Annotated in this window: 19 protein-coding genes; 16 read left to right on the top strand and 3 right to left on the bottom strand. The window is 67.5% G+C overall.

The annotated features are described in order from the left end of the window. The 7 genes from WFQ67_RS27075 to fdhA form a co-directional block, all read left to right on the top strand. Positions 1-121, top strand: a 121-nt coding sequence (locus tag WFQ67_RS27075; protein ID WP_337058699.1) for a hypothetical protein, incomplete at its 5' end; no start/stop codon positions are given. A 15-nt stretch (positions 122-136) separates the two neighbouring features. Next, the gene (locus tag WFQ67_RS27070; RefSeq protein WP_173177467.1) at positions 137-1,387 is read left to right on the top strand and encodes a sarcosine oxidase subunit beta family protein; all 1,251 of its coding nucleotides are present in this window, start codon (positions 137-139) and stop codon (positions 1,385-1,387) included. Positions 1,388-1,398: 11 nt separating this feature from the next. Continuing rightward, positions 1,399-1,725, top strand: coding sequence for a sarcosine oxidase subunit delta (locus WFQ67_RS27065; RefSeq protein ID WP_213628069.1), 327 nt, complete (start codon positions 1,399-1,401; stop codon positions 1,723-1,725). Next, positions 1,722-4,742 carry a sarcosine oxidase subunit alpha gene (locus tag WFQ67_RS27060; RefSeq protein WP_337058695.1) on the top strand — a complete coding sequence of 1,007 codons (3,021 nt, stop codon included), beginning with the start codon at positions 1,722-1,724 and terminating at the stop codon, positions 4,740-4,742. Before WFQ67_RS27065 ends, WFQ67_RS27060 begins: the two co-directional genes overlap by 4 nt. A 57-nt stretch (positions 4,743-4,799) precedes the next feature. Further along, positions 4,800-5,441 carry a sarcosine oxidase subunit gamma gene (locus tag WFQ67_RS27055; RefSeq protein WP_173177473.1) on the top strand — a complete coding sequence of 214 codons (642 nt, stop codon included), beginning with the start codon at positions 4,800-4,802 and terminating at the stop codon, positions 5,439-5,441. 108 nt (positions 5,442-5,549) lie between these two features. Continuing rightward, a complete protein-coding gene (gene purU / locus WFQ67_RS27050) occupies positions 5,550-6,407 on the top strand; it encodes a formyltetrahydrofolate deformylase (RefSeq protein ID WP_213628073.1) in 858 nt (285 codons plus the stop codon). A gap of 188 nt (positions 6,408-6,595) precedes the next feature. Then, on the top strand, positions 6,596-7,795 hold the full coding sequence (fdhA, locus tag WFQ67_RS27045) for a formaldehyde dehydrogenase, glutathione-independent (protein WP_173177477.1): 1,200 nt from the start codon (positions 6,596-6,598) through the stop codon (positions 7,793-7,795). 224 nt (positions 7,796-8,019) lie between these two features. Here fdhA and betT read toward each other — a convergent pair whose 3' ends face one another. Together betT and WFQ67_RS27035 are read right to left on the bottom strand one after the other, a co-directional pair. Next, complete coding sequence (gene betT, locus WFQ67_RS27040) at positions 8,020-9,978, bottom strand: choline transporter BetT (RefSeq protein WP_337058698.1); 1,959 nt, start codon at positions 9,976-9,978, stop codon at positions 8,020-8,022. Positions 9,979-10,282: 304 nt separating this feature from the next. Then, on the bottom strand, positions 10,283-11,176 hold the full coding sequence (locus tag WFQ67_RS27035) for an acyltransferase (RefSeq protein ID WP_173177479.1): 894 nt from the start codon (positions 11,174-11,176) through the stop codon (positions 10,283-10,285). Between the two features lie 164 nt (positions 11,177-11,340). Here WFQ67_RS27035 and WFQ67_RS27030 point away from each other — a divergent pair, with 164 nt between their 5' ends. The 4 genes from WFQ67_RS27030 to creC all read left to right on the top strand — a co-directional run bounded on the left by WFQ67_RS27030 (position 11,341) and on the right by creC (position 15,399). Next, a complete protein-coding gene (locus WFQ67_RS27030; protein ID WP_213628075.1) occupies positions 11,341-12,597 on the top strand; it encodes an HD-GYP domain-containing protein in 1,257 nt (418 codons plus the stop codon). Positions 12,598-12,657: 60 nt separating this feature from the next. After that, positions 12,658-13,176 carry a retropepsin-like aspartic peptidase RloA2 gene (gene rloA2 / locus WFQ67_RS27025; RefSeq protein ID WP_213628076.1) on the top strand — a complete coding sequence of 173 codons (519 nt, stop codon included), beginning with the start codon at positions 12,658-12,660 and terminating at the stop codon, positions 13,174-13,176. A gap of 92 nt (positions 13,177-13,268) precedes the next feature. Then, positions 13,269-13,961, top strand: a complete 693-nt coding sequence (gene creB / locus WFQ67_RS27020) for a two-component system response regulator CreB (protein WP_263152294.1) — start codon at positions 13,269-13,271, stop codon at positions 13,959-13,961. Between the two features lie 13 nt (positions 13,962-13,974). After that, on the top strand, positions 13,975-15,399 hold the full coding sequence (creC, locus tag WFQ67_RS27015; protein WP_337058693.1) for a two-component system sensor histidine kinase CreC: 1,425 nt from the start codon (positions 13,975-13,977) through the stop codon (positions 15,397-15,399). Between the two features lie 145 nt (positions 15,400-15,544). Here creC and WFQ67_RS27010 read toward each other — a convergent pair whose 3' ends face one another. Further along, positions 15,545-16,267, bottom strand: a complete 723-nt coding sequence (locus WFQ67_RS27010) for a hypothetical protein (RefSeq protein WP_213628082.1) — start codon at positions 16,265-16,267, stop codon at positions 15,545-15,547. A 143-nt stretch (positions 16,268-16,410) separates the two neighbouring features. Here WFQ67_RS27010 and WFQ67_RS27005 point away from each other — a divergent pair, with 143 nt between their 5' ends. From WFQ67_RS27005 to WFQ67_RS26985, 5 genes are all read left to right on the top strand, one after another. After that, entirely contained in the window at positions 16,411-16,848 is a 438-nt protein-coding gene (locus WFQ67_RS27005; RefSeq protein ID WP_021217056.1) for a CBS domain-containing protein, read from the top strand. A 349-nt stretch (positions 16,849-17,197) separates the two neighbouring features. Then, positions 17,198-18,550 (top strand): cell envelope integrity protein CreD, encoded by a 1,353-nt coding sequence (gene creD / locus WFQ67_RS27000; protein WP_213628091.1) that lies wholly within the window; start codon positions 17,198-17,200, stop codon positions 18,548-18,550. 55 nt (positions 18,551-18,605) lie between these two features. Continuing rightward, a complete protein-coding gene (locus WFQ67_RS26995; RefSeq protein WP_244862973.1) occupies positions 18,606-18,932 on the top strand; it encodes a hypothetical protein in 327 nt (108 codons plus the stop codon). Then, the gene (locus WFQ67_RS26990; RefSeq protein WP_173177495.1) at positions 18,922-19,089 is read left to right on the top strand and encodes a hypothetical protein; all 168 of its coding nucleotides are present in this window, start codon (positions 18,922-18,924) and stop codon (positions 19,087-19,089) included. Before WFQ67_RS26995 ends, WFQ67_RS26990 begins: the two co-directional genes overlap by 11 nt. Before the next feature lie 198 nt (positions 19,090-19,287). After that, positions 19,288-21,363 (top strand): TonB-dependent receptor, encoded by a 2,076-nt coding sequence (locus WFQ67_RS26985; protein ID WP_337058697.1) that lies wholly within the window; start codon positions 19,288-19,290, stop codon positions 21,361-21,363. Positions 21,364-21,691: the final 328 nt, after the last annotated feature.

Genomic DNA, 21,691 nt, shown 5'->3' with positions numbered 1-21,691 from the left:
GAGCGTCGCGCTGGCCGGCTGGATCTGCGACATCCTCGACCACCTCGGCGACGCCGATGTCGAGGCCCAGGTCGCCAGGCAGGTGGCGGGCCTCTGCGCCGATTTCCCCGTGTACCGCTGATCCAGGAGCACGCGCATGCAACGTTATTCCGGCTTCGGCCTGTTCAAGCATTCCCTGAGCCACCACGAGAACTGGCAGCGCATGTGGCGCAACCCCACGCCCAAGCCGGTCTATGACGTGATCGTGGTCGGCGGCGGCGGCCATGGCCTGGCCACGGCCTACTACCTGGCCAAGGAATTCGGCGTGAAGAACGTCGCAGTGGTCGAGAAGGGCTGGCTGGGCGGCGGCAACACCGCGCGCAACACCACCATCGTCCGCTCCAACTACCTGTGGGACGAGTCGGCGCACCTCTACGAGCATGCGATGAAGCTCTGGGAGAACCTCTCCCAGGACCTCAACTACAACGTCATGTATTCCGCCCGTGGCGTCTACAACCTCTGCCACACCCTGCAGGACCTGCGCGACTCCGAGCGCCGCGTGAGCGCCAACCGCCTCAACGGCATCGATGGCGAGCTGCTGGACGCCAGGCAGGTGGCCGAGGAGATCCCCTACCTCGACTGCAGCAAGAACACCCGCTACCCGGTCCTGGGCTCCACCGTGCAGCGCCGTGGCGGCGTGGCCCGCCATGACGCCGTGGCCTGGGGCTATGCCCGCGCCGCCGACGCCCTGGGCGTCGACCTGCTGCAGAACACCGAAGTGATCGGCTTCCGCAAGCAGGACGGCGTGGTGATCGGCGTCGAGACCAACCGCGGCTTCATCGGCGCCAAGCGCGTCGGCGTGGTCACCGCCGGCAACTCCGGGCACATGGCCAAGCTCGCCGGCTTCCGACTGCCGCTGGAATCCCATCCGCTGCAGGCGCTGGTGTCCGAGCCGATCAAGCCGGTCATCCACAGCGTGATCATGTCCAACGCCGTGCATGGCTACATCAGCCAGTCCGACAAGGGCGACCTGGTCATCGGTGCCGGCATCGACGGCTACAACGGCTACGGCCAGCGCGGCTCCTACCCGACCATCGAGCACACCCTGCAGGCCATCGTCGAGATGTTCCCGGTGCTCTCGCGCGTGCGCATGAACCGCCAGTGGGGCGGCATCGTCGACACCACCCCCGACGCCTGCCCGATCATCGCCAAGACGCCGGTGAAGAACCTGTTCTTCAACTGCGGCTGGGGCACTGGCGGCTTCAAGGCCACCCCCGGTTCCGGCCACGTGTTCGCGGCGAGCCTGGCCAAGGGCGAGATGCACCCGCTGGCCAAGCCCTTCTCCATCGAACGTTTCCACAACGGCGCACTGATCGACGAGCACGGCGCCGCTGCCGTGGCTCACTAAGGAGACCCGCCATGCTGCACATCTTCTGCCCCCACTGTGGCGAGCTGCGCTCCGAAGAGGAATTCCACGCCAAGGGCCAGGCGCACATCCCGCGCCCGCTGGACCCCAACGCCTGCACCGACGAGCAGTGGGGCGACTACATCTTCTTCCGCGACAACCCGCGCGGCATCCACCACGAGCTGTGGGTGCACGCGGCCGGCTGCCGCAAGTACTTCAACGTCACCCGCCACACCGTGACCTACGAAATCCTCGAGACCTACAAGGTCGGTGAGCGCCCTGCCATCACCGAAGCCGGGCCCCAGGAGAAGAAAGCCGTGGACCAAGGAGTAACGGCATGAGCCAGCCCAACCGTCTTTCCAAGGGTGGCCGCATCGACCGCAGCCAGCCCCTGACCTTCACCTTCAACGGGCAGAGCTACCAGGGCTACGCCGGCGACAGCCTGGCCGCCGCGCTGCTGGCCAATGGCGTCGACATCGTCGGCCGCAGCTTCAAGTACTCCCGTCCGCGCGGCATCGTCGCCGCCGGTGCCGAAGAGCCCAACGCCATCCTGCAGATCGGCTCCACGCCCGCCACCCAGGTGCCCAATGTGCGCGCCACCCAGCAGGCGCTCTACGCCGGGCTGGTGGCCGGCAGCACCAACGGCTGGCCGAGCGTCAACACCGACCTGATGGGCATCCTCGGCAAGGTCGGCGGGCAGATGATGCCGCCCGGGTTCTACTACAAGACCTTCATGTACCCGCAGAACCTCTGGCTGACCTACGAGAAGTACATCCGCAAGGCCGCCGGCCTCGGTCGCGCGCCGACCGAGAACGACCCCGACATCTACGACCACATGAACCGCCACTGCGACGTGCTGGTGGTGGGTGCCGGCCCCGCCGGCCTGGCCGCCGCCCTGGCCGCTGGCCGCAGTGGTGCACGGGTGATCCTCGCCGACGAACAGGAAGAGTTCGGCGGCAGCCTGCTCGACACCCGCGAGACCCTCGACGGCAAGCCCGCCGCCGAATGGGTGGCGCAGGCCATCGCCGAACTCGAGACGCTGCCGGAAGTGACCCTGCTGCCGCGCGCCACGGTCAACGGCTACCACGACCACAACTTCCTCACCATCCACCAGCGCCTCACCGATCACCTCGGCGAGACCGCGCCCATGGGCCAGGCCCGCCATCGCGTGCACCGCGTCCGTGCCAAGCGCGTGGTGCTGGCCGCCGGTGCCCACGAGCGCCCGCTGGTGTATTCGAACAACGACGTGCCGGGCAACATGCTCGCCGGCGCCGTCTCCACCTACGTGCGCCGCTACGGCGTGGCGCCGGGCAAGGAGCTGGTGCTGTCCACCAACAACGACTACGCCTACCGCCTGGTGCTGGACTGGCTCGACGCCGGGCAGAAAGTGGTCGCCGTGGCCGATGCCCGCAGCAACCCCCGTGGCGCCTGGGTCGAAGAGGCCCGCGCCCGTGGCGTGCGCATCCTCACCGGCAGCGCCGTGATCGAGGCCCGTGGCAGCAAGCGCGTGACCGGTGCACGCATCTGCGCCATCGACGTCAAGGCGCACAAGGTCACCAGCCCCGGCGAGGTGGTCGACTGCGACCTGATCGCCAGCTCCGGCGGCTACAGCCCCGTGGTGCACCTGGCCTCCCACCTGGGCGGCAAGCCGACCTGGCGCGAGGACATCCTGGCCTTCGTGCCTGGCGAGGGCGGCTTCCAGAAGCGCATCTGCGCCGGTGCCGTGAACGGCGTGTTCGCCCTGGGCGACACCCTGGCCGACGGCTTCGAGGCGGGCGCCAAGGCGGCCGCCGAGGCCGGCTTCAAGGAAGTCACCGGCACCCTGCCGAAGGCCGAGAAGCGCCACGAGGAGGCCACCCTGGCGCTGTTCCAGGTGCCCCACGACAAGTCCACCGCGCGTGCGCCGAAGCAGTTCGTCGACCTGCAGAACGACGTCACTTCCGCCGGCATCGAGCTGGCGACCCGCGAGGGCTTCGAGTCGGTCGAGCACGTCAAGCGCTACACCGCGCTGGGCTTCGGCACCGACCAGGGCAAGCTGGGCAACATCAACGGCCTGGCCATCGCCGCCCGTTCGCTGGGCATCAGCATCCCGGAAATGGGCACCACCATGTTCCGCCCGAACTACACCCCCGTGGCCTTCGGCGCCGTCGCCGGCCGCCACTGCGGGCACCTGTTCGAGCCCAAGCGCTACACCGCCATGCAGCGCTGGCACCTGGCCAATGGCGCCGAGTTCGAGGACGTCGGCCAGTGGAAGCGCCCCTGGTACTTCCCCAGGAGTGGCGAGGACCTGCACGCCGCCGTGGCCCGCGAGTGCAAGGCCGTGCGCGAGAGCGTGGGCATCCTCGACGCGTCCACCCTGGGCAAGATCGACATCCAGGGCCCGGACGCCCGCGAGTTCCTCAACCGCGTCTACACCAACGCCTGGACCAAGCTGGACGTGGGCAAGGCCCGCTACGGCCTGATGTGCAAGGAAGACGGCATGGTGATGGACGACGGCGTGACCGCCTGCCTCGCCGACAACCACTTCCTGATGACCACCACCACCGGCGGTGCCGCGCGCATCTTCGAATGGCTGGAGATCTACCACCAGACCGAATGGCCGGAGCTCAAGGTGTACTTCACCTCGGTCACCGACCACTGGGCCACCATGACCCTGTCCGGCCCCAACAGCCGCAAGCTGCTGGCCGAGGTCACCGACATCGACCTGGACAAGGACGCCTTCCCCTTCATGAGCTGGAAGGAAGGCCTGGTCGGCGGCGTGCCGGCGCGGGTGTTCCGCATCTCCTTCACCGGCGAGCTGTCCTACGAGGTCAACGTCCAGGCCGACTACGCGGCCGGCGTCTGGGAAAAACTCATCGAGGCCGGCAAGAAGTACAACCTCACCCCCTACGGCACCGAGACCATGCACGTGCTGCGGGCCGAGAAGGGTTTCATCATCGTCGGCCAGGACACCGATGGCTCCGTCACGCCGGATGACCTCGACATGGGCTGGGCGGTCGGGCGCAACAAGAGCTTCTCCTGGATCGGCTGGCGCGGCATGAACCGCGAGGACTGCCTGCGCGAAGACCGCAAGCAGCTGGTGGGCCTCAAGCCCCTGGACCCGAACAAGGTGCTGCCGGAAGGCTCGCAGCTGGTGTTCGACCCGAAGCAGTCGATCCCCATGACCATGGTCGGCCACGTCACCTCCAGCTACATGAGCGCGGCGATGGGGTATTCCTTCGCCCTCGCGGTGGTGCGGGGCGGCCTCAAACGCATGGGCCAGAAGGTCTTCGCCCCGCTGGCGGACGGCAGCGTGATCGAGGCGGAGATCGTCAGCTCGGTGTTCTACGACCCGAAAGGGGAGCGCCAGAATGTGTAAGCAGCAGGCCGAGACCATGGAATTCGACGGTGCCGGCGTGCACCAGGCAGGTGAGAAATGAGCGCAGTGAACGTGTACAAGCAGCGTCCGGACGAACTGGCCGGCGAGTCGCCGCTGTTCCATGCCGGGCTCGACGAGCTGGCCGGCAAGGGCGCCCTGGGCAAGCCCGGCGGTGCCGGCGTCACCCTGCGCGAGAAGAAGCTGCTCGGGCACCTGGTGCTGCGTGGCGATGCCCGTGACCCGGCCTTCGCCGGTGGCGTGCACAAGGCCCTGGGCCTGGAGCTGCCCGTGGCGCTGACCCTGGTGGCCAGCGGCGAGACGTCCCTGCAATGGCTGTCGCCGGACGAGTGGCTGCTGATCCTCCCCCGTGGCGAGGAGTTCGCCGCCGAGCAGCGCCTGCGTGAAGCCCTGGCGGGGCTGCACCACGCGGTGATCAACGTCAGCGGCGGGCAGACCGTGCTCGAGCTGAGCGGACCCAAGGTGCGCGAGGTGCTGATGAAGTCCACGCCCTACGACGTGCACCCGAGCAACTTCCCGGTGGGCAAGGCGGTGGGCACCACCTTCGCCAAGTCGCAACTGGTGATCCGCCACACCGGCGAGGAAACCTGGGAACTGCTGATCCGCCGCAGCTTCTCGGACTACTTCTGGCTCTGGCTGCAGGACGCCAGCGCCGAGTACGGGCTGGCGATCAAGGCCTGAAGGCAGGGTGGACGAGGCCGTTCTCGTCCACCGCAGGACAGCGAAGGTGGATGGGTGAAGCGTCATCCACCCTACGCCCCGGATAGCGTGGATTACCGAGGTCCCGACATGAGCCGCACCCCCGATACCTGGATTCTCACCGCCCACTGCCCCAGCGTGCTGGGCACCGTGGACGCGGTGACGCGCTTCCTCTACGAGCAGCGTTGCTACGTCACCGAGCACCATTCCTTCGATGACCGTCTCTCCGCGCGCTTCTTCATCCGCATCGAGTTCCGCCAGCCCGACGGCTTCGAGGAGCAGGGCTTCCGCGCCGCCCTGGCCGAGCGCGTGGCGCCCTTCGACATGCAGGTCGAGCTGACCCCGCCGAGCTACCGCGCCAAGGTGGTGCTGATGGTCAGCAAGGCCGACCACTGCCTGAACGACCTGCTCTACCGCCAGCGCATCGGCCAGCTGGCCATGGACGTGGTGGCGGTGGTGTCCAACCACCCCGACCTGGAGCCTCTGGCGCGCTGGCACGACATCCCCTACCACCATTTCCCCCTCGACCCCAACGACAAGCCCGCCCAGGAGCGGCGCGTCCTGCAGGTGATCGAGGAAACCGGCGCCGAACTGGTGGTGCTCGCCCGCTACATGCAGGTGCTGTCCCCCGAGCTGTGCCGCCGCCTGGACGGCTGGGCGATCAACATCCACCACTCGCTGCTGCCCGGCTTCAAGGGCGCCAAGCCCTACCACCAGGCGTACCAAAAGGGCGTGAAACTGGTGGGGGCCACGGCCCACTACATCAACAACGACCTCGACGAGGGCCCGATCATCGCCCAGGGCGTGGAGCCGGTGGACCACGCCCACTACCCCGAGGACCTGATCGCCAAGGGCCGCGACATCGAGTGCCTGACCCTGGCCAAGGCCGTGGGCCTGCACATCGAGCGCCGGGTGTTCCTCAACGCCAACCGCACCGTGGTGCTCTGAACCAACAGACGTCGCCCGGGCTCCAGCCCGGGCGCGTGCCCGACCCCGGACTCGAGTCCGGGCTACAGCTTGCGGAAACCGCCCTGCCAAGGTTCATCGGCGGCTCCGGCAACAGACACAAGCTCCAGTACAAGGCCGCGTGGCCCAGGCCGCGCCTTTGTATCCACAACAACAAAGGAGATTCATGCATGTCTGGTAATCGTGGTGTCGTCTATCTCGGCGCAGGCAAGGTCGAGGTACAGAAGATCGACTATCCCAAGATGCAGGACCCGCGCGGTCGCAAGATCGAGCACGGGGTCATCCTGCGCGTGGTATCCACCAATATCTGCGGCTCGGACCAGCACATGGTGCGCGGCCGTACCACCGCCCAGGTCGGCCTGGTGCTCGGCCACGAGATCACCGGCGAGGTGATCGAGAAGGGCAGCGATGTCGAGAATCTGAAGATCGGCGACCTGGTCTCCGTGCCCTTCAACGTCGCCTGCGGCCGCTGCCGTTCCTGCAAGGAGATGCACACCGGCGTCTGCCTCACCGTCAACCCGGCCCGCGCCGGTGGCGCCTACGGCTACGTCGACATGGGCGACTGGACCGGTGGCCAGGCCGAGTACGTGCTGGTGCCCTATGCCGACTTCAACCTGCTGAAGCTGCCGGACCGCGATAAGGCCATGGAGAAGATCCGCGACCTGACCTGCCTCTCCGACATCCTGCCCACCGGCTACCACGGCGCGGTCACCGCCGGCGTCGGCCCGGGCTCCACCGTCTACGTCGCCGGTGCCGGCCCGGTCGGCCTCGCCGCTGCCGCGTCCGCGCGCCTGCTGGGGGCTGCGGTGGTCATAGTCGGTGACGTCAACCCGGTACGCCTGGCCCATGCCAAGGCCCAGGGCTTCGAGATCGCCGACCTGTCCAAGGACACCCCGCTGCACGAGCAGATCGCCGCCCTGCTGGGCGAGCCGGAAGTGGATTGCGCGGTGGACGCCGTGGGCTTCGAAGCACGAGGCCATGGCCATGCCGGCGCCCAGCACGAAGCGCCGGCCACGGTGCTCAACTCGCTGATGGGGGTGGTGCGCGTCGCCGGCAAGATCGGCATCCCTGGCCTCTACGTCACCGAGGACCCGGGCGCGGTGGATGCTGCCGCCAAGCTGGGCAGCCTGAGCATCCGCTTCGGCCTCGGCTGGGCCAAGTCGCACAGCTTCCACACCGGCCAGACCCCGGTGATGAAGTACAACCGCCAACTCATGCAGGCGATCATGTGGGACCGCATCAACATCGCCGAAGTGGTCGGCGTGCAGGTGATCAGCCTGGACGACGCGCCCCGTGGCTACGGCGAGTTCGACGCCGGCGTGCCGAAGAAATTCGTCATCGACCCGCACAAGCTGTTCAGCGCCGCCTGACCCACCCGCCAACCCCCGGTACCGCGCCTGCTACGTTGCGGTACCTGTTTTCGAGGAGCCCTTGGGCTCCTCTTTTTTATGGGGGAAGGCGGGGGGCACCTGGCCTCGCACCCGAAGGCCGGACGCAGGATGGGTAGAGCGAAGCGAAACCCATCACCTCGGAGCGATGGGTTTCGCGGGGCTCTACCCATCCTACGGACTGCTCCGTAGCCCGGGCTTCCTAGCTAGCGCACCAGGTGCAGGAACTGCAGGTGACGTTCGTACTGGTCGAGCATGTCGTTGATGATCTGTTCGCGGCTGTAGCCCACCAGGTCATAGTCCTGGCTGCCTTCGGCCAGGTGCACCTCGGCGCGGTAGTAGCGGCGGTTGCGCAGGTTGCGCGCGTCCAGCCCGGCGACGGCGAAGGAGGGCGTGAAGTAGCCACGCATCACCACCCGGTAGAGGAAGGGCGTTTCCTCGCCGTGGCCGACTTCCAGGCTGAGGCTGGCGTTGGCCGGGTCCAGCTCGGTCTCCACCCGCAGCGACTTCTCGCGGAACTGCTCGGCGACCGCCTCCATGGCCGGGCGCACCTGCTGCTCCATGAAGCGGTACACCTCGTCCCGCGAGGGGAAGTGCACGGCCTGGCTGAGACGCTGGCGCCACCCGCCCTTGCGCGGTCGCTGGTCCAGCGGCGCCAGGGAGTGCAGGCGCGCACGCTGGCGCTGGGACTCCAGGTAGAAGGCCTTGTGCAGGCCCCACATCATCAGCAGGAGGATCAGCGAGAAGGGCAGGGAGGTCAGCACCACCGCCGACTTCAGGGCGTCGATGCTGCCGGCGAACAACAGCCCGCTGGTGATCAGGGCGGTCATCGCGCCCCAGAACACCCGCAGCCACTTGGGCCCGTCCTCGCCTTCCTCGCCCCCGCGCGCGGAGAGGGTCGAGAGCACCACGGTGCCGGAATCGGCGGAGGTGACGAAGAACACGAAGCTGACGAACACCGTCACGGCGATCACCGCGCGGCTCCACGGGTAGGTTTCCAGCAGCTTGTAGATCACCATCGACGGGTCTTCGATGGCGCCGACGGCGAGCTCGGTCATGCCGTGGCCGAGCACCAGTTCCAGGGCGCTGTTGCCGAAGATCGACATCCACGCCAGGGTGAAGCCGAGGGGGATGAACAGCACGCCGAAGACGAACTCGCGGATGGTGCGCCCGCGCGAGATGCGCGCGATGAACAGCCCCACGAAGGGGGCCCAGGCGATCCACCAGGCCCAGTAGAACACCGTCCAGTCTCCCAGCCAGCCGGAGGGGCTGTTCCAGGCATAGAGGTCGAAGCTCTTGGCCGGCACGGCGCTGAGGTAGTCGCCGACGTTCTGCACCAGCATGTTCAGCAGGTGCTGGGTGGGCCCGGCGAAGAGCACGAACAGCAGCAGCGAGCAGGCCAGCAGCATGTTGACGTCGGACATCACCCGCACGCCCTTCTCCACGCCGCTCACCGCCACCAGCACCGCCGCGCCCATCATCAGGGCGATCAGCAGCACCTGGATCCACTGGTTGTGAGGGATGCCGAACAGGTAGTCGAGGCCGGCGTTCAGGTGCAGCACGCCGAAGCCCATGTCCGCGCCCAGGCCGAACACCGTGGCGATGATGCCGAAGGCGTCCACCGTGTAGCCGATGGGGCCGTTGATGCGCTTGCCGATCAGCGGGTAGAGCGCCGAGCGCAGCGCCAGCGGCAGGTTGTGGCGGTAGGCGAAATAGGCCAGGGCCATCGCCACCAGGGCGAACACGCCCCAGCCGTGCAGGCCCCAGTGCAGGAACAGCAACTGCATCGCCTGGCGCGCGGCCTCGGGCCCGCCGGCCTCGCCCTGCGGCGGTTGCAGCAGGTGGGTCAGCGGCTCGGAGACGCAGAAGAAGAACAGGGTGATGCTGATGCCGGCGGCGAACAGCATGCCGGCCCAGGACAGGTAGCTGAATTCCGGCTCGTCGTGGTCGGCGCCGAGCTTGATCTTGCCGTAGCCGGACAGCGCGGTGACGACCACGAACACCAGGTAAAGGGTCATGGCCAGCAGGTAGTACCAGCCCACGCTGTTGGCGGCCCAGGCCTGGGCCTGCAGCAACCAGGCGCCGGCCTGCTCGGTGAAGATCGCGACCACCAGGCCGAAGATCAGGACGAAGCCCGCCGATCCCAGCAGGACGGGCGTGTTCATGCGCAGCGGCAGGCTGCCGGGGGGATTGGGCACGCTCATGGTCGGGCGGCCCCGTGGCGGAAGGGGGAGGGGGTCGGCAAGAAATGCTCCTTTGACGCAGGTTCAGGCACGCGCCTGATGAGAAACGGAAGAGGGCGTCGAGGTTCCTTTTAAATTGATCGAGTGTTCAATATAAACACGGCCGGCCCCTTCGCGGCCAATCCCATGGCCGTCTAGCGCGCGGCTGCGCCGCCCCCTGAGCCAGTGCTCAAGGGGGCTGTGCCGTTTCGTCGGAAAATGCCGAGGGAGGGCGGCGGTGGCCGGTTCAGCCCTGCAGTTCACCGCGCAGCTGCTCGATGCGCGCGTCCTTCTCGGCCCAGAGGCGGGTCACCCAGTCCTGGATGTGCTGGCGGAATTGCGGGTCGTTCTCGTAGTCGCCCTGCCACAGCGAGGGATCGATGTCGCGGGTCTGGATGTCGACGATGACCCGTGGCACCTGGCCGGACACCAGGGCCCAGAAGCCGGGCACCTCCTTGCCGGGGTAGATCAGGGTGACGTCGAGCATGGCATCGAGCTGCTCGCCCAGGGCGGCGAGCACGAAGGCGACGCCGCCGGCCTTGGGCTTGAGCAGGTGGCGATAGGGCGAGGATTGCTGGGCCTGCTTGGCCGGGGTGAAGCGCGTGCCCTCGAGGTAGTTCACCACGGTCACCGGCAGGCGCTTGAACTTCTCGCAGGCGGCCTTGGTGATCTCCAGGTCCTTGCCCTTCATCTCCGGGTGCTTGTCGAGGAAGGCCTTGGAGTAGCGCTTCATGAAGGGGTAGTCCAGCGCCCAGAAGGCGAGGCCGATGAAGGGCACCCAGATCAGCTCCTTCTTGAGGAAGAACTTGAAGTAGGGCGTCTTGCGGTTGAAGGCCTGCACCAGCGCGGGGATGTCCACCCAGGACTGGTGGTTGGAGACCACCAGGTAGGAGGTGTCGCCGCGCAGGCCGTCGCCGCCACGGATGTCCCAGGCGGTGGGGGTGAGCAGGGCGAAGATGCGCTTGTCGTTCTCGGCCCAGGTCTCGGCGATCCACATCACCGCGCGGGAACAGGCGTCCTTGAGCGCCTGGCCCGGCAGCACGAGCTTCAGCAGGGCGATCAGCAGCATGGGGCCGATCAGCACCAGGGTGTTGATCAGGATGAGCAGGATGGTGGTGATACCGGTCAGCAGCGCCCGCATAGGTCCTCGGCTCCTTGGCCTGTGGGTGGCGCTGCCATGATACGCAGCGGGCCTCGCTTGCCAAGACGTGACGGGGTGCGAAAGTCCCGTTCGGGTGGCTGTCCTGGCAGCTGGCCATCAGGCATGATGGGGCCGCATTCGCGTATTTCCATCGAGTGGTCATCGTGCTCAAGAAGATCGCTGTGTCCGACCTGCGCCTGGGCATGTACGTCCAGGAATTATGCGGTTCATGGATGGACCACCCCTTCTGGAAGAGCAGCTTCCTGCTGAAATCCGAAAAGGACCTCGCCCGCATCCTCGACAGCGCCGTCACCGAGGTGTGGATAGACACGTCCAGGGGCCTGGACAGCGACGCGGGCTCCGCCAATGGCGGGAGCACCGCCGAACAGGTGCAGCAGGAAGCCCAGGCGCGCCTGCTGGAGGCCGCCAAGGCGCCACCTGTGGTGGTGAGCCCGGCGACCATGGAAGAGGAGCTGTCCCGCGCGGTGCAGCTCTGCGCCCGCTCCCGCGAGGCGGTGATGGAGATGTTCAAGGACGCCCGCCTCGGCCACGCCATCGAACTGGGCCACGCCGCCGAACTGGTGGAATCCATCACCACCTCGGTGCTGCGTCACCCCAACGCGTTGATCAGCCTGGCGCGGCTGAAGCGCTCCGACGAATACACCTACATGCACTCGGTCGCCGTCTGCGCGTTGATGATCGCCCTGGCGCGCCAGCTGCAGCTCAGCGAAGCCCTGGTACGCGAGGCGGGCCTGGCCGGCCTGCTCCACGACATCGGCAAGATGGCCGTGCCGCTGGACCTGCTGAACAAACCCGGCGCCCTCACCGACGCCGAGTTCGCCACGGTGCGCTACCACCCCGAAGCCGGCGCGCGCATGCTCATCGACAGCCGCCAGGTCAGTGCGCTGGTTCTGGATGTCTGCCTGCACCACCACGAGAAGTTCGACGGCAGCGGCTACCCCCATCGCCTGGGCGGCGAGCAGATCAGCCTGCTGGCGCGCATGGGGGCGGTGTGCGACGTGTACGACGCCATCACCTCCGACCGCCCCTACAAGAAGGGTTGGGCCCCGGCCGAGGCCTTGCACAAGATGGCCGAGTGGACCAAGGGGCACTTCGACCCCCAGGTGTTCCAGGCATTCGTCAAGACCGTCGGCATCTACCCCACAGGCTCCCTGGTGCGCCTGGAGAGCGGCCGCCTCGGCGTGGTGATCGACCAGAACGCCCGCTCACTGTTGCTGCCCCGGGTCAAGGTGTTCTTCTCCGCGCGCTCCAAGGTGCCGATCCCCCAGGAGATCATCGACCTTTCGGCCCTCGACGGCCGCGACCGTATCATCGGCCGCGAAGCCCCGGAAGACTGGGGCTTCCGCAATCTCGACGCCCTCTGGGGCGGCGAGCGCCTGCCGCCCGCCAAGGCGAAGTGACGCGAACGAATGGGCGGCCATCCAGTCCTACTCCCTGCACCCTGATTCGAGGACAACCCGTTGAAACGCTTCCTAGCCCTGCTGACCCTGGTCGCCCTGCCGGCCTTCGCCGCCGAGGACCCCGAGCTCTATGGCCGCTACGAATACATCCGCCTGCCGGAGATCGGCCAGACCCTCAAGGCCAAGATGGACACCGGTGCCCTGACCGCCTCGCTGTCGGCCAAGGACATCGAGCGCTTCGAGCGCGACGGCGAGGACTGGGTGCGCTTCCGCCTGGCCACCAAGGACGCCGACGACACCCTCTACGAGCACCGCCTGGCGCGCATCAGCAAGATCAAGACGCGCGCCGAGGAAGCCGGCGACGAAGAGGACGACGAAGGCGAGAAGGCCGACCCGACCAAGCGCCCGGTGATCGAGATGGAGATGTGCCTGGGCGACACCAAGCGCACCGTCGAGGTCAACCTCACCGACCGCAGCAGCTTCAACTACCCGCTGCTGATCGGCGCCAAGGCCCTGCGCGAGTTCCGCGCCGCGATCTACCCGGGGCGCAAGTTCACCGCCGGCAAGCCCCAGTGCTGAGCCGCGCCGGCTGAGGTGACGGCCTCGGCGGGATTGACGCCGCCCGAGGCCTGCGGCACCGTGCCGGCTATTTCCCCGCCTGCACGGACGCCATGCCCAACATCCTGATTGTCGAAGACGAAGCGGCCATCGCCGATACCCTGGTCTATGCCCTGCAGGCCGACGGTTTCGGCGTCACCTGGTCGAGCCTGGCCGGCGAGGCCCTGGAGCTGCTGGCGCGCGAGCCCTTCGACCTGGTCATCCTCGATGTCGGCCTGCCCGACATCAGCGGCTTCGAAGCCTGCAAGCGCCTGCGGCGTTTCTCCGAGGTGCCGGTGATCTTCCTCACCGCCCGCGACGCCGAGATCGACCGCGTGGTCGGCCTGGAGATCGGCGCCGACGACTACGTGGTCAAGCCCTTCAGCCCGCGTGAGGTGGCCGCCCGGGTGCGCGCCATCCTCAAGCGCACCGCCCCGCGCGAGGCCGCGCCCGCCCCGGTCGCGGCGCCTGCCGAAGGCCCCTTCGTGGTCGACGTCGAGCGCTTCCGCATCCACTACCTGGGCCAGCTCCTGAGCCTCACCCGCCACGAGTTCCGCCTGCTGCAGACGCTCCTGGCGCAGCCCGAGCGGGTGTTCAGCCGCGAGCAGCTGCTCGATTCGGTGGGCGTGGCCAGCGATGCCGGCTACGAGCGCAGCATCGACAGCCACATCAAGAGCCTGCGCGCCAAGCTGCGCCAGGTGAACGCCGAGGCCGAGCCGATCCAGACCCATCGCGGCCTCGGCTACAGCTACGACCCCAGCGCCTGACCGGAGCCCCGCCATGCCGCTCGGCGTCCGCATCTTCCTGGTGTACTTCCTCTTCGTCGGCCTGGCCGGCTACTTCGTGCTGAGCACGGTGATGGACGAGATCCGCCCCGGCGTGCGCCAGTCCACCGAAGAGACCCTGGTGGACACCGCCAACCTGCTGGCCGAGATCCTCCGCGACCCGGTGCGCGACGGCACCCTGGGCCAGAGCAACCTGCCCGAGCTGCTCAAGGCCTACGGCAAGCGCCAGCCCGGCGCCGAGATCTGGGGCGTGCGCAAGACCGAGGTGAACCACCGCATCTACGTCACCGACGCCAAAGGCCGCGTGCTGCTGGATTCCAGCGGCCTGGCCGTGGGCCAGGACTATTCCGGCTGGAACGACGTGCTGCTGACCCTGCGCGGCCAGTACGGCGCGCGCTCCACGCGCGAGGACCCGAGCGACCCGGACTCCTCGGTGATGTACGTGGCGGCGCCGATCCGCGACAACGGCCAGATCATAGGCGTGGTCTCGGTGGCCAAGCCCAACCGCTCGCTGCAGCCCTACATCTACCGCTCGCAGATGCGCCTGGCCTGGCTCGGTGCCGGGCTCATCGTCCTCGGCCTGCTGATCGGCGGGCTGCTGTCCTGGTGGCTCAGCGGCTCCCTGCGCCGCCTCACCCGTTACGCCCAGGCCGTCAGCGAGGGCCAGCGCGCCGAGCTGCCCACCCTGCGCGGCGGCGAGCTGGCACAACTGGCCCGGGCCGTCGAACGCATGCGCACCGAGCTGGAGGGCAAGGCCTATGTCGAGCGCTACGTGCACACCCTGACCCACGAGCTGAAGAGCCCCCTGGCGGCCATCCGCGGTGCGGCGGAACTGCTGGAGGGCGAGATGCCCCCGGCGCAGCGCCAGCGCTTCGTGGCCAATATCAGCGGCGAGAGCGCGCGCCTGCAGCAACTGATCGAACGCCTGCTGTACCTGGCCCAGGTCGAGCAGCGCCAGGGCCTGGAGGAGCGCGTACCGGTGCCCCTGGCACCGATGGTGGAAGACCTGCTGCAGGCCCAGGCGGCGCGCATCGAGGCCGCCGGGCTGCGCATCGAGAATGCGGTGAACATCGGCCTGGAGGCATCGGGCGAACGCTTCCTGCTGCGCCAGGCGCTGGCCAACCTGCTGGACAACGCCCTGGATTTCACTCCGGCGGGCGGCCTGATCCGCATCGCCGCGAGCCGCGACGGCCATGAGCTGGACCTGCGCCTGTACAACCAGGGCGAGGCCATTCCCGACTATGCCCTGCCGCGCCTCACCGAGCGCTTCTATTCCCTGCCGCGCCCCGGCAGCGGCCGCAAGAGCACCGGCCTGGGGCTCAACTTCGTCCAGGAAGTGGCGCAGCTGCACGGTGGCAGCCTGCAGGTCTGCAACCTCGACGGCGGCGTGGAAGTGCGGCTGCGCCTGCCGGCGGCCTGACTTCGCTCAGGCACCATTGTGGTGCGCCCGTTTCGGCGCGGTGTCCGGCGGGATGCGGGGTGGATGGCGCTCTTCCATCCACCGGCGGAGCCCTCCAGGCGCTTCGCCGGGGCGACTCCGCGTGATCCACCTCAGTGCGGAGGAATCACTCCGCCGTGGCCGGTGCGCTCTTGGCGTACTTCGCGGTCACACCCTTCCAGAACGCCGGGAAGCCTTCGCTGAAGCGGGCGAACGCGGCCTTCTCGGCGCGGCTCTTCGACTCGGTCACCGCGTCTTCGGTGGACCAGGTGCTGGAGCGCTGTTCTTCCTGGGCGGTGGCCTCGGTGGAGCCGTAGATGTAGCCGCTGCGCACATCCACCAGGATGCCGGCGACGGTGGCGGTGACATGCGCCTGGTGGTTGGGCAGGAAGCCCAGCGAAACGGCGGTCAGCGGACCCAGCGGGGTGCTGTCGACATAGAAGGTGGTGTCCACGGTGTAGACCAGCAGCAGGTCCGAACGCATGCGCGCGGCGGGCAGGCGCAGGTCCTTCAGGCTCTTCATGTCGCTGGGAACCAGCAGGCGGCTCAGGGGCGCGGTCTGGCTGATCAGCGGCTGTTCGGCGATGCGCGCCAGATCGGCGTCGGACTCGATGTCGCGGGTTTGCACCACCTCGAACCCGTCCCGATAGGTACTCGTGACACGGACGATGCTCAACTGCGCCGGGAAGGGGCTGGCAGGTTTCTTGCTGAACAGCTCTTCGATATCGGCGTCGTCGATGCCGGCCAGGGGAACGCCATGGCTGGGCGTGACATAGCTCTTGCTGGAGCAACCGCCGAGCATGAGCAGCGAGAGGGCGGTGAGGGCAAAGAGGGTCTTGCGGGGGAGCATGGGAACGTCCTTTTCCAAAGGGCCGGGAGGCCCGACTGGCGGCGATTCTGCCGCGTCTTGCGGGTGCCCACAATTGACTATTCTCAAACCGTCGCCGTGCATGGAACGCGGTGCACATAACAACGAGAAACCGGGAGCAGCCAATGAAGAGCGTCGCCGAAATACTGCGGGGCAAGCCCCACACGACCATCTACCGCGTCGACCCCACCACCACCGTGCTGGAGGCGGCCGAGCTGATGGCCGAGAAAGGCATCGGCGCGGTGCTGGTGATGGAGCGTGACGAGCTGGTGGGCATCGTCACCGAGCGCGACTACGTGCGCCGCGTGGCCGCCAAGGACCGTTCCTCCTACGGCACCGAAGTGCAGGAGATCATGACCTCCAACCTCTTCGTGGTCGGCCCGAAGGACAGCAACCAGTTCTGCATGCAGCTGATGACCGAGAAGAACCTGCGCCACCTGCCCGTGCTGGACGACGGCAAGGTGATCGGGCTGCTGTCCATCCGCGACCTGGTACGCGACATCACCGCCGAGCAGGAAAGCCTGATCCACCACCTGGAGGACTACATCCGCGGGTCGTGCTGATCGCTGGATGTGGACGCCGGCCCCTTGTGGGAGCGAATTCATTCGCGAATGGGCCTGTAGGGTGGATGACGCTTCACCCATCCACCGGGCGGTGTTCCGTCTCGCGCATTACGAATTATCGGGCACCTCGTAGGGTGGGCCGGGCGGCGTTCTGCGAATGAAGCGAAACCCATGGGGCAACGCCCGACTTCGCTGATGGGTTTCGCTTCGCTCTACCCATCCTGCGATCCCCGCATGAGCGATCCCCCCTCTCCACCCAATCCCCACACAAACTCCACATTCTCCCCATAACCCCACCTCGGGCATTCCCCAGACTTTCCCCATCGAGAACACATGAGGAGAGTCCGAGATGACCCGTACCCTGGGTTTCAAGCTGGGTGCCATCGCCCTGCTGATCCTGTTGCTGCTGATTCCGCTTCTGATGATCGACGGCCTGATCGACGAGCGTCAGCAGGCGCGCAACGGCGTGCTGGAGAACATCGCCCAGAGCTCCAGCTACAGCCAGCAGGTGACGGGGCCGATCCTGGTGGTGCCTTACCGCCGCGTGATCCGTGAGTGGAAGACCAACGAGAAGACCGGCCAGCGCTACCTCGACGAGAAAGAGGAACGCAGCCGCCTGTTCTTCCTGCCGGAGCGCCTGCGCCTGGCTGGCGAGGTGGACACCGAGCTGCGTGCCCGGGGCATCTACCAGGCGCGGTTGTACAAGAGCGATAGCCGCATCACCGGGCAGTTCCTGCTGCCGGCCAACTACGGCATCGGGGAAGGGCTGGCCGACTACCGCTTCGAGGCGCCCTTCCTGGCGGTGGGCATCAGCGACATACGTGGCATCAGCAATGCGCTGAAGCTGGAGCTCAACGGCCGCAGCTTCGACTTCCAGCCCGGCAGCGGCGACCCGGTCCTGCCCGGCGGCGTGCATGTGCCGCTGCCGAACCTGCAGGCGGGCGAAGTGCAGAACCTCGACTTCGGCTTCGACCTCAAGCTGCAGGGCACCGAGTCGCTGAGCATCACCCCGGTGGGGCGCGACAGCCAGGTGGAGCTGAAGTCCGGCTGGCCGCATCCGAGCTTCGTCGGCGAGTTCCTGCCCGCCGAGCGCGAGGTGCGTGACGACGGCTTCAGCGCCCGCTGGCAAACCAGCTTCTTCGCCACCGACATGGAAGCGGCCCTGGCCAACTGTGCCTACGCCGAGCGGTGCGAGGCCTTCAACAGCAAGGTGTTCGGCGTCAGCTTCGTCGACCCCGTGGACCAGTACCTGAAGACCGACCGCGCCATCAAGTACGCCCTGCTGTTCATCTGCCTGACCTTCGCCGGCTTCTTCCTCGTGGAAGTACTCAAGCGCCTGGCGGTGCACCCGGTGCAGTACGCCCTGGTGGGCCTGGCCCTGGCGTTCTTCTACCTGCTGCTGCTGTCGCTGTCCGAGCACCTGGAGTTCGCCCTGGCCTACTCGCTTTCCGCAGCGGCCTGCGTGCTGCTGGTGGGCTTCTACGTCAGCCACGTGCTGCACAGCTGGGCGCGTGGCGCAGGCTTCACCGCCGGGCTGGCGGCGCTCTACGGGATGCTCTACGGCCTGCTCAGCGCCGAGGACTACGCGCTGCTGATGGGCTCGCTGCTGGTGTTCGGCCTGCTGGCCTGCGTGATGGTGCTGACCCGCAAGCTCGACTGGTACGGCGTCGGTGCCGTCAAACCCGCCCAGGTCCAGGGCTGATAACCCCGGGCGCGGCCACCGCCGCGCCCTTCAGGAGGAAGAAACGATGCGTGCAATGGTGCAATTCACAGCCTGCTTCGCCCTTGGCCTGGTGGTCTCGGTACTGATACTCGGCGGCCTGATGTTCGCCGGCAATTTCGGCTTCATCGATCTCTGGCTGATCACCGGCAAGCCGGTGGCCAACCTGGCGCTGATGGTGCTGCCCGAGTCCTTCTGGCATGCGCTGACCGGCGTCATCGACCCGCGCAACAACCCCTCGGTGAACTCCTTCCTGCAGCTGTGCGTGGCGCTCTCCCAGGGCGCCCTGTTGCTGGCGGCCGGGTTCTTCCGCCTGTGGTACCGGCGCCGTGACGAAGAGGAGGACAGCCGTGATGCGCGGTGAACTGCATGAAGAGCGTGCCGCCAGCCGACGCCTGGCGGCCCGGATCGCCGAACTGTTTCCCGGCTACCGGGCGGAAAGGCAGGGCGTGGTGATCGGTTTCGAGCCCTGGCCGGGCCGCCAGGAGCCCACCGGGCAAGCGCGGCGCCAGGCCCGATGAAGGACGCATGCCAGGGACGGCGTGGCCTGGAGCGGTGCGAGGAAGCAGAAGGAGGAGAGAGGACGAGGGAATGTCAGTGTCTTGTAAATATTTCGATGCAAATGACTATAAAGATCAAATGAAAATAAATATCATCCGCAACCGATTCTTTTACTCTCCACCAGGATGCGGACCTGCCCCATGTCGACCCCTGCCAAACTGCCTGCCCTTTCACCCCTGGCCCTGAGCCTGGCCTCCCTGCTGCTGTCGCCGCTGGCCATGGCCGCCACCGAGCTGCCCGCCATCGAAGTCGACGGCAAGCGCAGCCAGGACTCGAGGGTGAAAGAGGTCTCCACCGCCACGCGCACCGCCACCCCGGTGCGCTACGTGCCCCAGGCGATCGACACGGTGCGCACCGAGGATGTGCTCAGCTACGGCACCCGCAACATCGCCCAGGCCCTCGCCGGCCTGCCCAACGTCAGCGACGCCAGTGACACCCGCTTCGACGGCCTGCGCATCCGCGGCTTCGACGCCAGCAACGACTTCTACCTCGACGGCATCCGCGACGACAGCCAGTACACCCGCGACCTGCACAACATCGAGCGCATCGAGGTGCTCAAGGGCCCCGCGGCGGTGCTCTACGGCCGGGGCAGCCAGGGTGGCCTGGTCAACCGCATCAGCAAGCAGCCCCAGGCCGGGCTGGCCTCCACCCTGGAAGCGCAGCTGGGCAGCCAGGACTTCCGCAGCCTCTATGCCGACCTCAGCACCGACCCCAGCGAGAACATCTCCCTGCGCCTGAACATGGGCGAGCAGGACGCCAACAGCTTCCGCAAGGGCGTCGACTCCAGCCGCCAGCTGTTCGCGCCATCCATGAGCTGGCAGCTCAGCCCCGATCTCAACTGGCTGGTGCAATACGAATACAGCCGCCACCGCCGCACCCCGGATCGCGGCATCCCCGGGCTCAATGGGCACCCGGCGGACGTCGGCCGCGACACCGTCTACAGCGACCTGCAGCGCGACTACATCGACGACAAGGCACAGTCCCTGCGCTCGCGCCTGACCTACGACATCAACGCCGACTGGCAACTGCGCCAGACCCTGGGCGTGTTCAAGCTCGACAGCGACTTCGACAACACCTACGTCACCAGCGTCAACGCCGCCGCCCGTACCGTGGGCCGCGCCCGCTGGCAGCAGGACCTGACCACCCGCAACATCTTCAGCAACCTGGAGCTGGAGGGGCTGTTCCACACTGCGGGCCTCGAGCACCGCCTGCTCACCGGCCTGGAGCTGGGCAACCAGCACCGCGACCCGAAGCTCTACACCAACGCCACCGGCGCCGCGAACGCCGCGCCCTCGCTGGACATCTTCAACCCCGACACCACCCGCCAGCAGACCGGGCGCATGGTCGCCAGCAGCGACGCCCAGCACCGCATCGACAGCCGCGCCCTGTACATCCAGGACCAGGTGACCCTGAACGAGCAGTGGCAGGTGCTGTTCGGCCTGCGCTACGACCACTTCGACGTGGACTCGCAGAACCGCCTCACCCGCCGCAGCGAGCAGCAGGTGGACGACAGCTTCAGCCCGCGCGTCGGCGTGGTCTGGACGCCCCTGCTCGACCACTCCTTCTACGCCTCCTACAGCAAGACCTACTCCCCGGTCGGCGGCGGCCTGATCGGCGTCACCGCCGGCGCGACCACCAACACCAACGACACCGGCCCTGAACACACCCGCCAGTACGAAGTGGGCGTGAAGAGCGACTGGCTGGAAGACAGCCTCAGCACCACCCTGGCCGTCTACGAGATCGAGCTGTACAACCGCCGCACCTCCGACCCGCTGAACCCGGGCAACTTCATCCTCTCCGGCCTGCAGCGCTCACGCGGCATCGAGCTGACCGCCAGCGGCCGCCTCTACAGCCACTGGTACCTGCGCGGCGGCATCGGCCTGCAGGACGCGGAGATCGTCAAGGACAACAACGGCCTGGAAGGCAAGCGCATCGGCGATGTGGCCGAACGCAACGGCAGCCTGTTCCTCAGCTGGAAGCCGGAGCAGGGCCTGTATGGCGAAACCGGCCTGACCCTGGTCGGCGACCGCTATGCCGACAACGCCAACACCGTCGCGCTACCGGGCTACGGCCGCTGGGACGCCATGCTCGGCTACCGCCTGGAGCAGTGGGACCTCAAGGCCGCGCTGACCAACATCGCCGACAAGACCTACTACGCCACCGCCACCAGCGCCGTGCAGATCATGCCCGGCGACCCGCGCACCCTGATGACCAGCGCGAGCTACCGGTTCTGATCGGGAAGACCCGTAGGGTGGCGTAGAGCGAAGCGAACCCCATCGATGCCCGGCACGGAGATGCCTGTGGTGCTAGGACCCCAGCATGGGTTTCGCGGTGCTCTACCCATCCTACGAGAGCGCCGAGGCAGGGAGGAGGCCGGGTACACGCACGGCCCGTAGGATGGCGTAGAGCGAAGCGAAATCCATCGAAGCCCGGCACGGAGATGCCTGTGGTGCTAGGACTGTTCAGCCGGGATACATGGGTTTCGCGGTGCTCTACCCATCCTACGGCGGCACTGCGTGCCGCTTGGCGAATGAATTCGCCCCTACAGGTTGGTTCGTGGGC

This window comes from Pseudomonas sp. USHLN015, assembly GCF_037153275.1.
Lineage (GTDB): Bacteria > Pseudomonadota > Gammaproteobacteria > Pseudomonadales > Pseudomonadaceae > Metapseudomonas > Metapseudomonas tohonis.
Note: the sequence above shows the minus strand (reverse complement) of the source record. Positions and strands in the feature narration are given on the sequence as shown.

Excerpts from the sequence above, each read along its gene's own strand:
- WFQ67_RS27070 (WP_173177467.1), top strand. The coding sequence starts at position 137 with ATGCAACGTTATTCCGGCTTCGGCCTGTTCAAGCATTCCCTGAGCCAC.
- WFQ67_RS27065 (WP_213628069.1), top strand. The coding sequence starts at position 1,399 with ATGCTGCACATCTTCTGCCCCCACTGTGGCGAGCTGCGCTCCGAAGAG.
- WFQ67_RS27060 (WP_337058695.1), top strand. The coding sequence starts at position 1,722 with ATGAGCCAGCCCAACCGTCTTTCCAAGGGTGGCCGCATCGACCGCAGC.
- WFQ67_RS27055 (WP_173177473.1), top strand. The coding sequence starts at position 4,800 with ATGAGCGCAGTGAACGTGTACAAGCAGCGTCCGGACGAACTGGCCGGC.
- purU (WP_213628073.1), top strand. The coding sequence starts at position 5,550 with ATGAGCCGCACCCCCGATACCTGGATTCTCACCGCCCACTGCCCCAGC.
- fdhA (WP_173177477.1), top strand. The coding sequence starts at position 6,596 with ATGTCTGGTAATCGTGGTGTCGTCTATCTCGGCGCAGGCAAGGTCGAG.
- betT (WP_337058698.1), bottom strand. The coding sequence starts at position 9,978 with ATGAACACGCCCGTCCTGCTGGGATCGGCGGGCTTCGTCCTGATCTTC.
- WFQ67_RS27035 (WP_173177479.1), bottom strand. The coding sequence starts at position 11,176 with ATGCGGGCGCTGCTGACCGGTATCACCACCATCCTGCTCATCCTGATC.
- creB (WP_263152294.1), top strand. The coding sequence starts at position 13,269 with ATGCCCAACATCCTGATTGTCGAAGACGAAGCGGCCATCGCCGATACC.
- creC (WP_337058693.1), top strand. The coding sequence starts at position 13,975 with ATGCCGCTCGGCGTCCGCATCTTCCTGGTGTACTTCCTCTTCGTCGGC.
- WFQ67_RS27010 (WP_213628082.1), bottom strand. The coding sequence starts at position 16,267 with ATGCTCCCCCGCAAGACCCTCTTTGCCCTCACCGCCCTCTCGCTGCTC.
- WFQ67_RS27005 (WP_021217056.1), top strand. The coding sequence starts at position 16,411 with ATGAAGAGCGTCGCCGAAATACTGCGGGGCAAGCCCCACACGACCATC.
- creD (WP_213628091.1), top strand. The coding sequence starts at position 17,198 with ATGACCCGTACCCTGGGTTTCAAGCTGGGTGCCATCGCCCTGCTGATC.
- WFQ67_RS26995 (WP_244862973.1), top strand. The coding sequence starts at position 18,606 with ATGGTGCAATTCACAGCCTGCTTCGCCCTTGGCCTGGTGGTCTCGGTA.
- WFQ67_RS26990 (WP_173177495.1), top strand. The coding sequence starts at position 18,922 with ATGCGCGGTGAACTGCATGAAGAGCGTGCCGCCAGCCGACGCCTGGCG.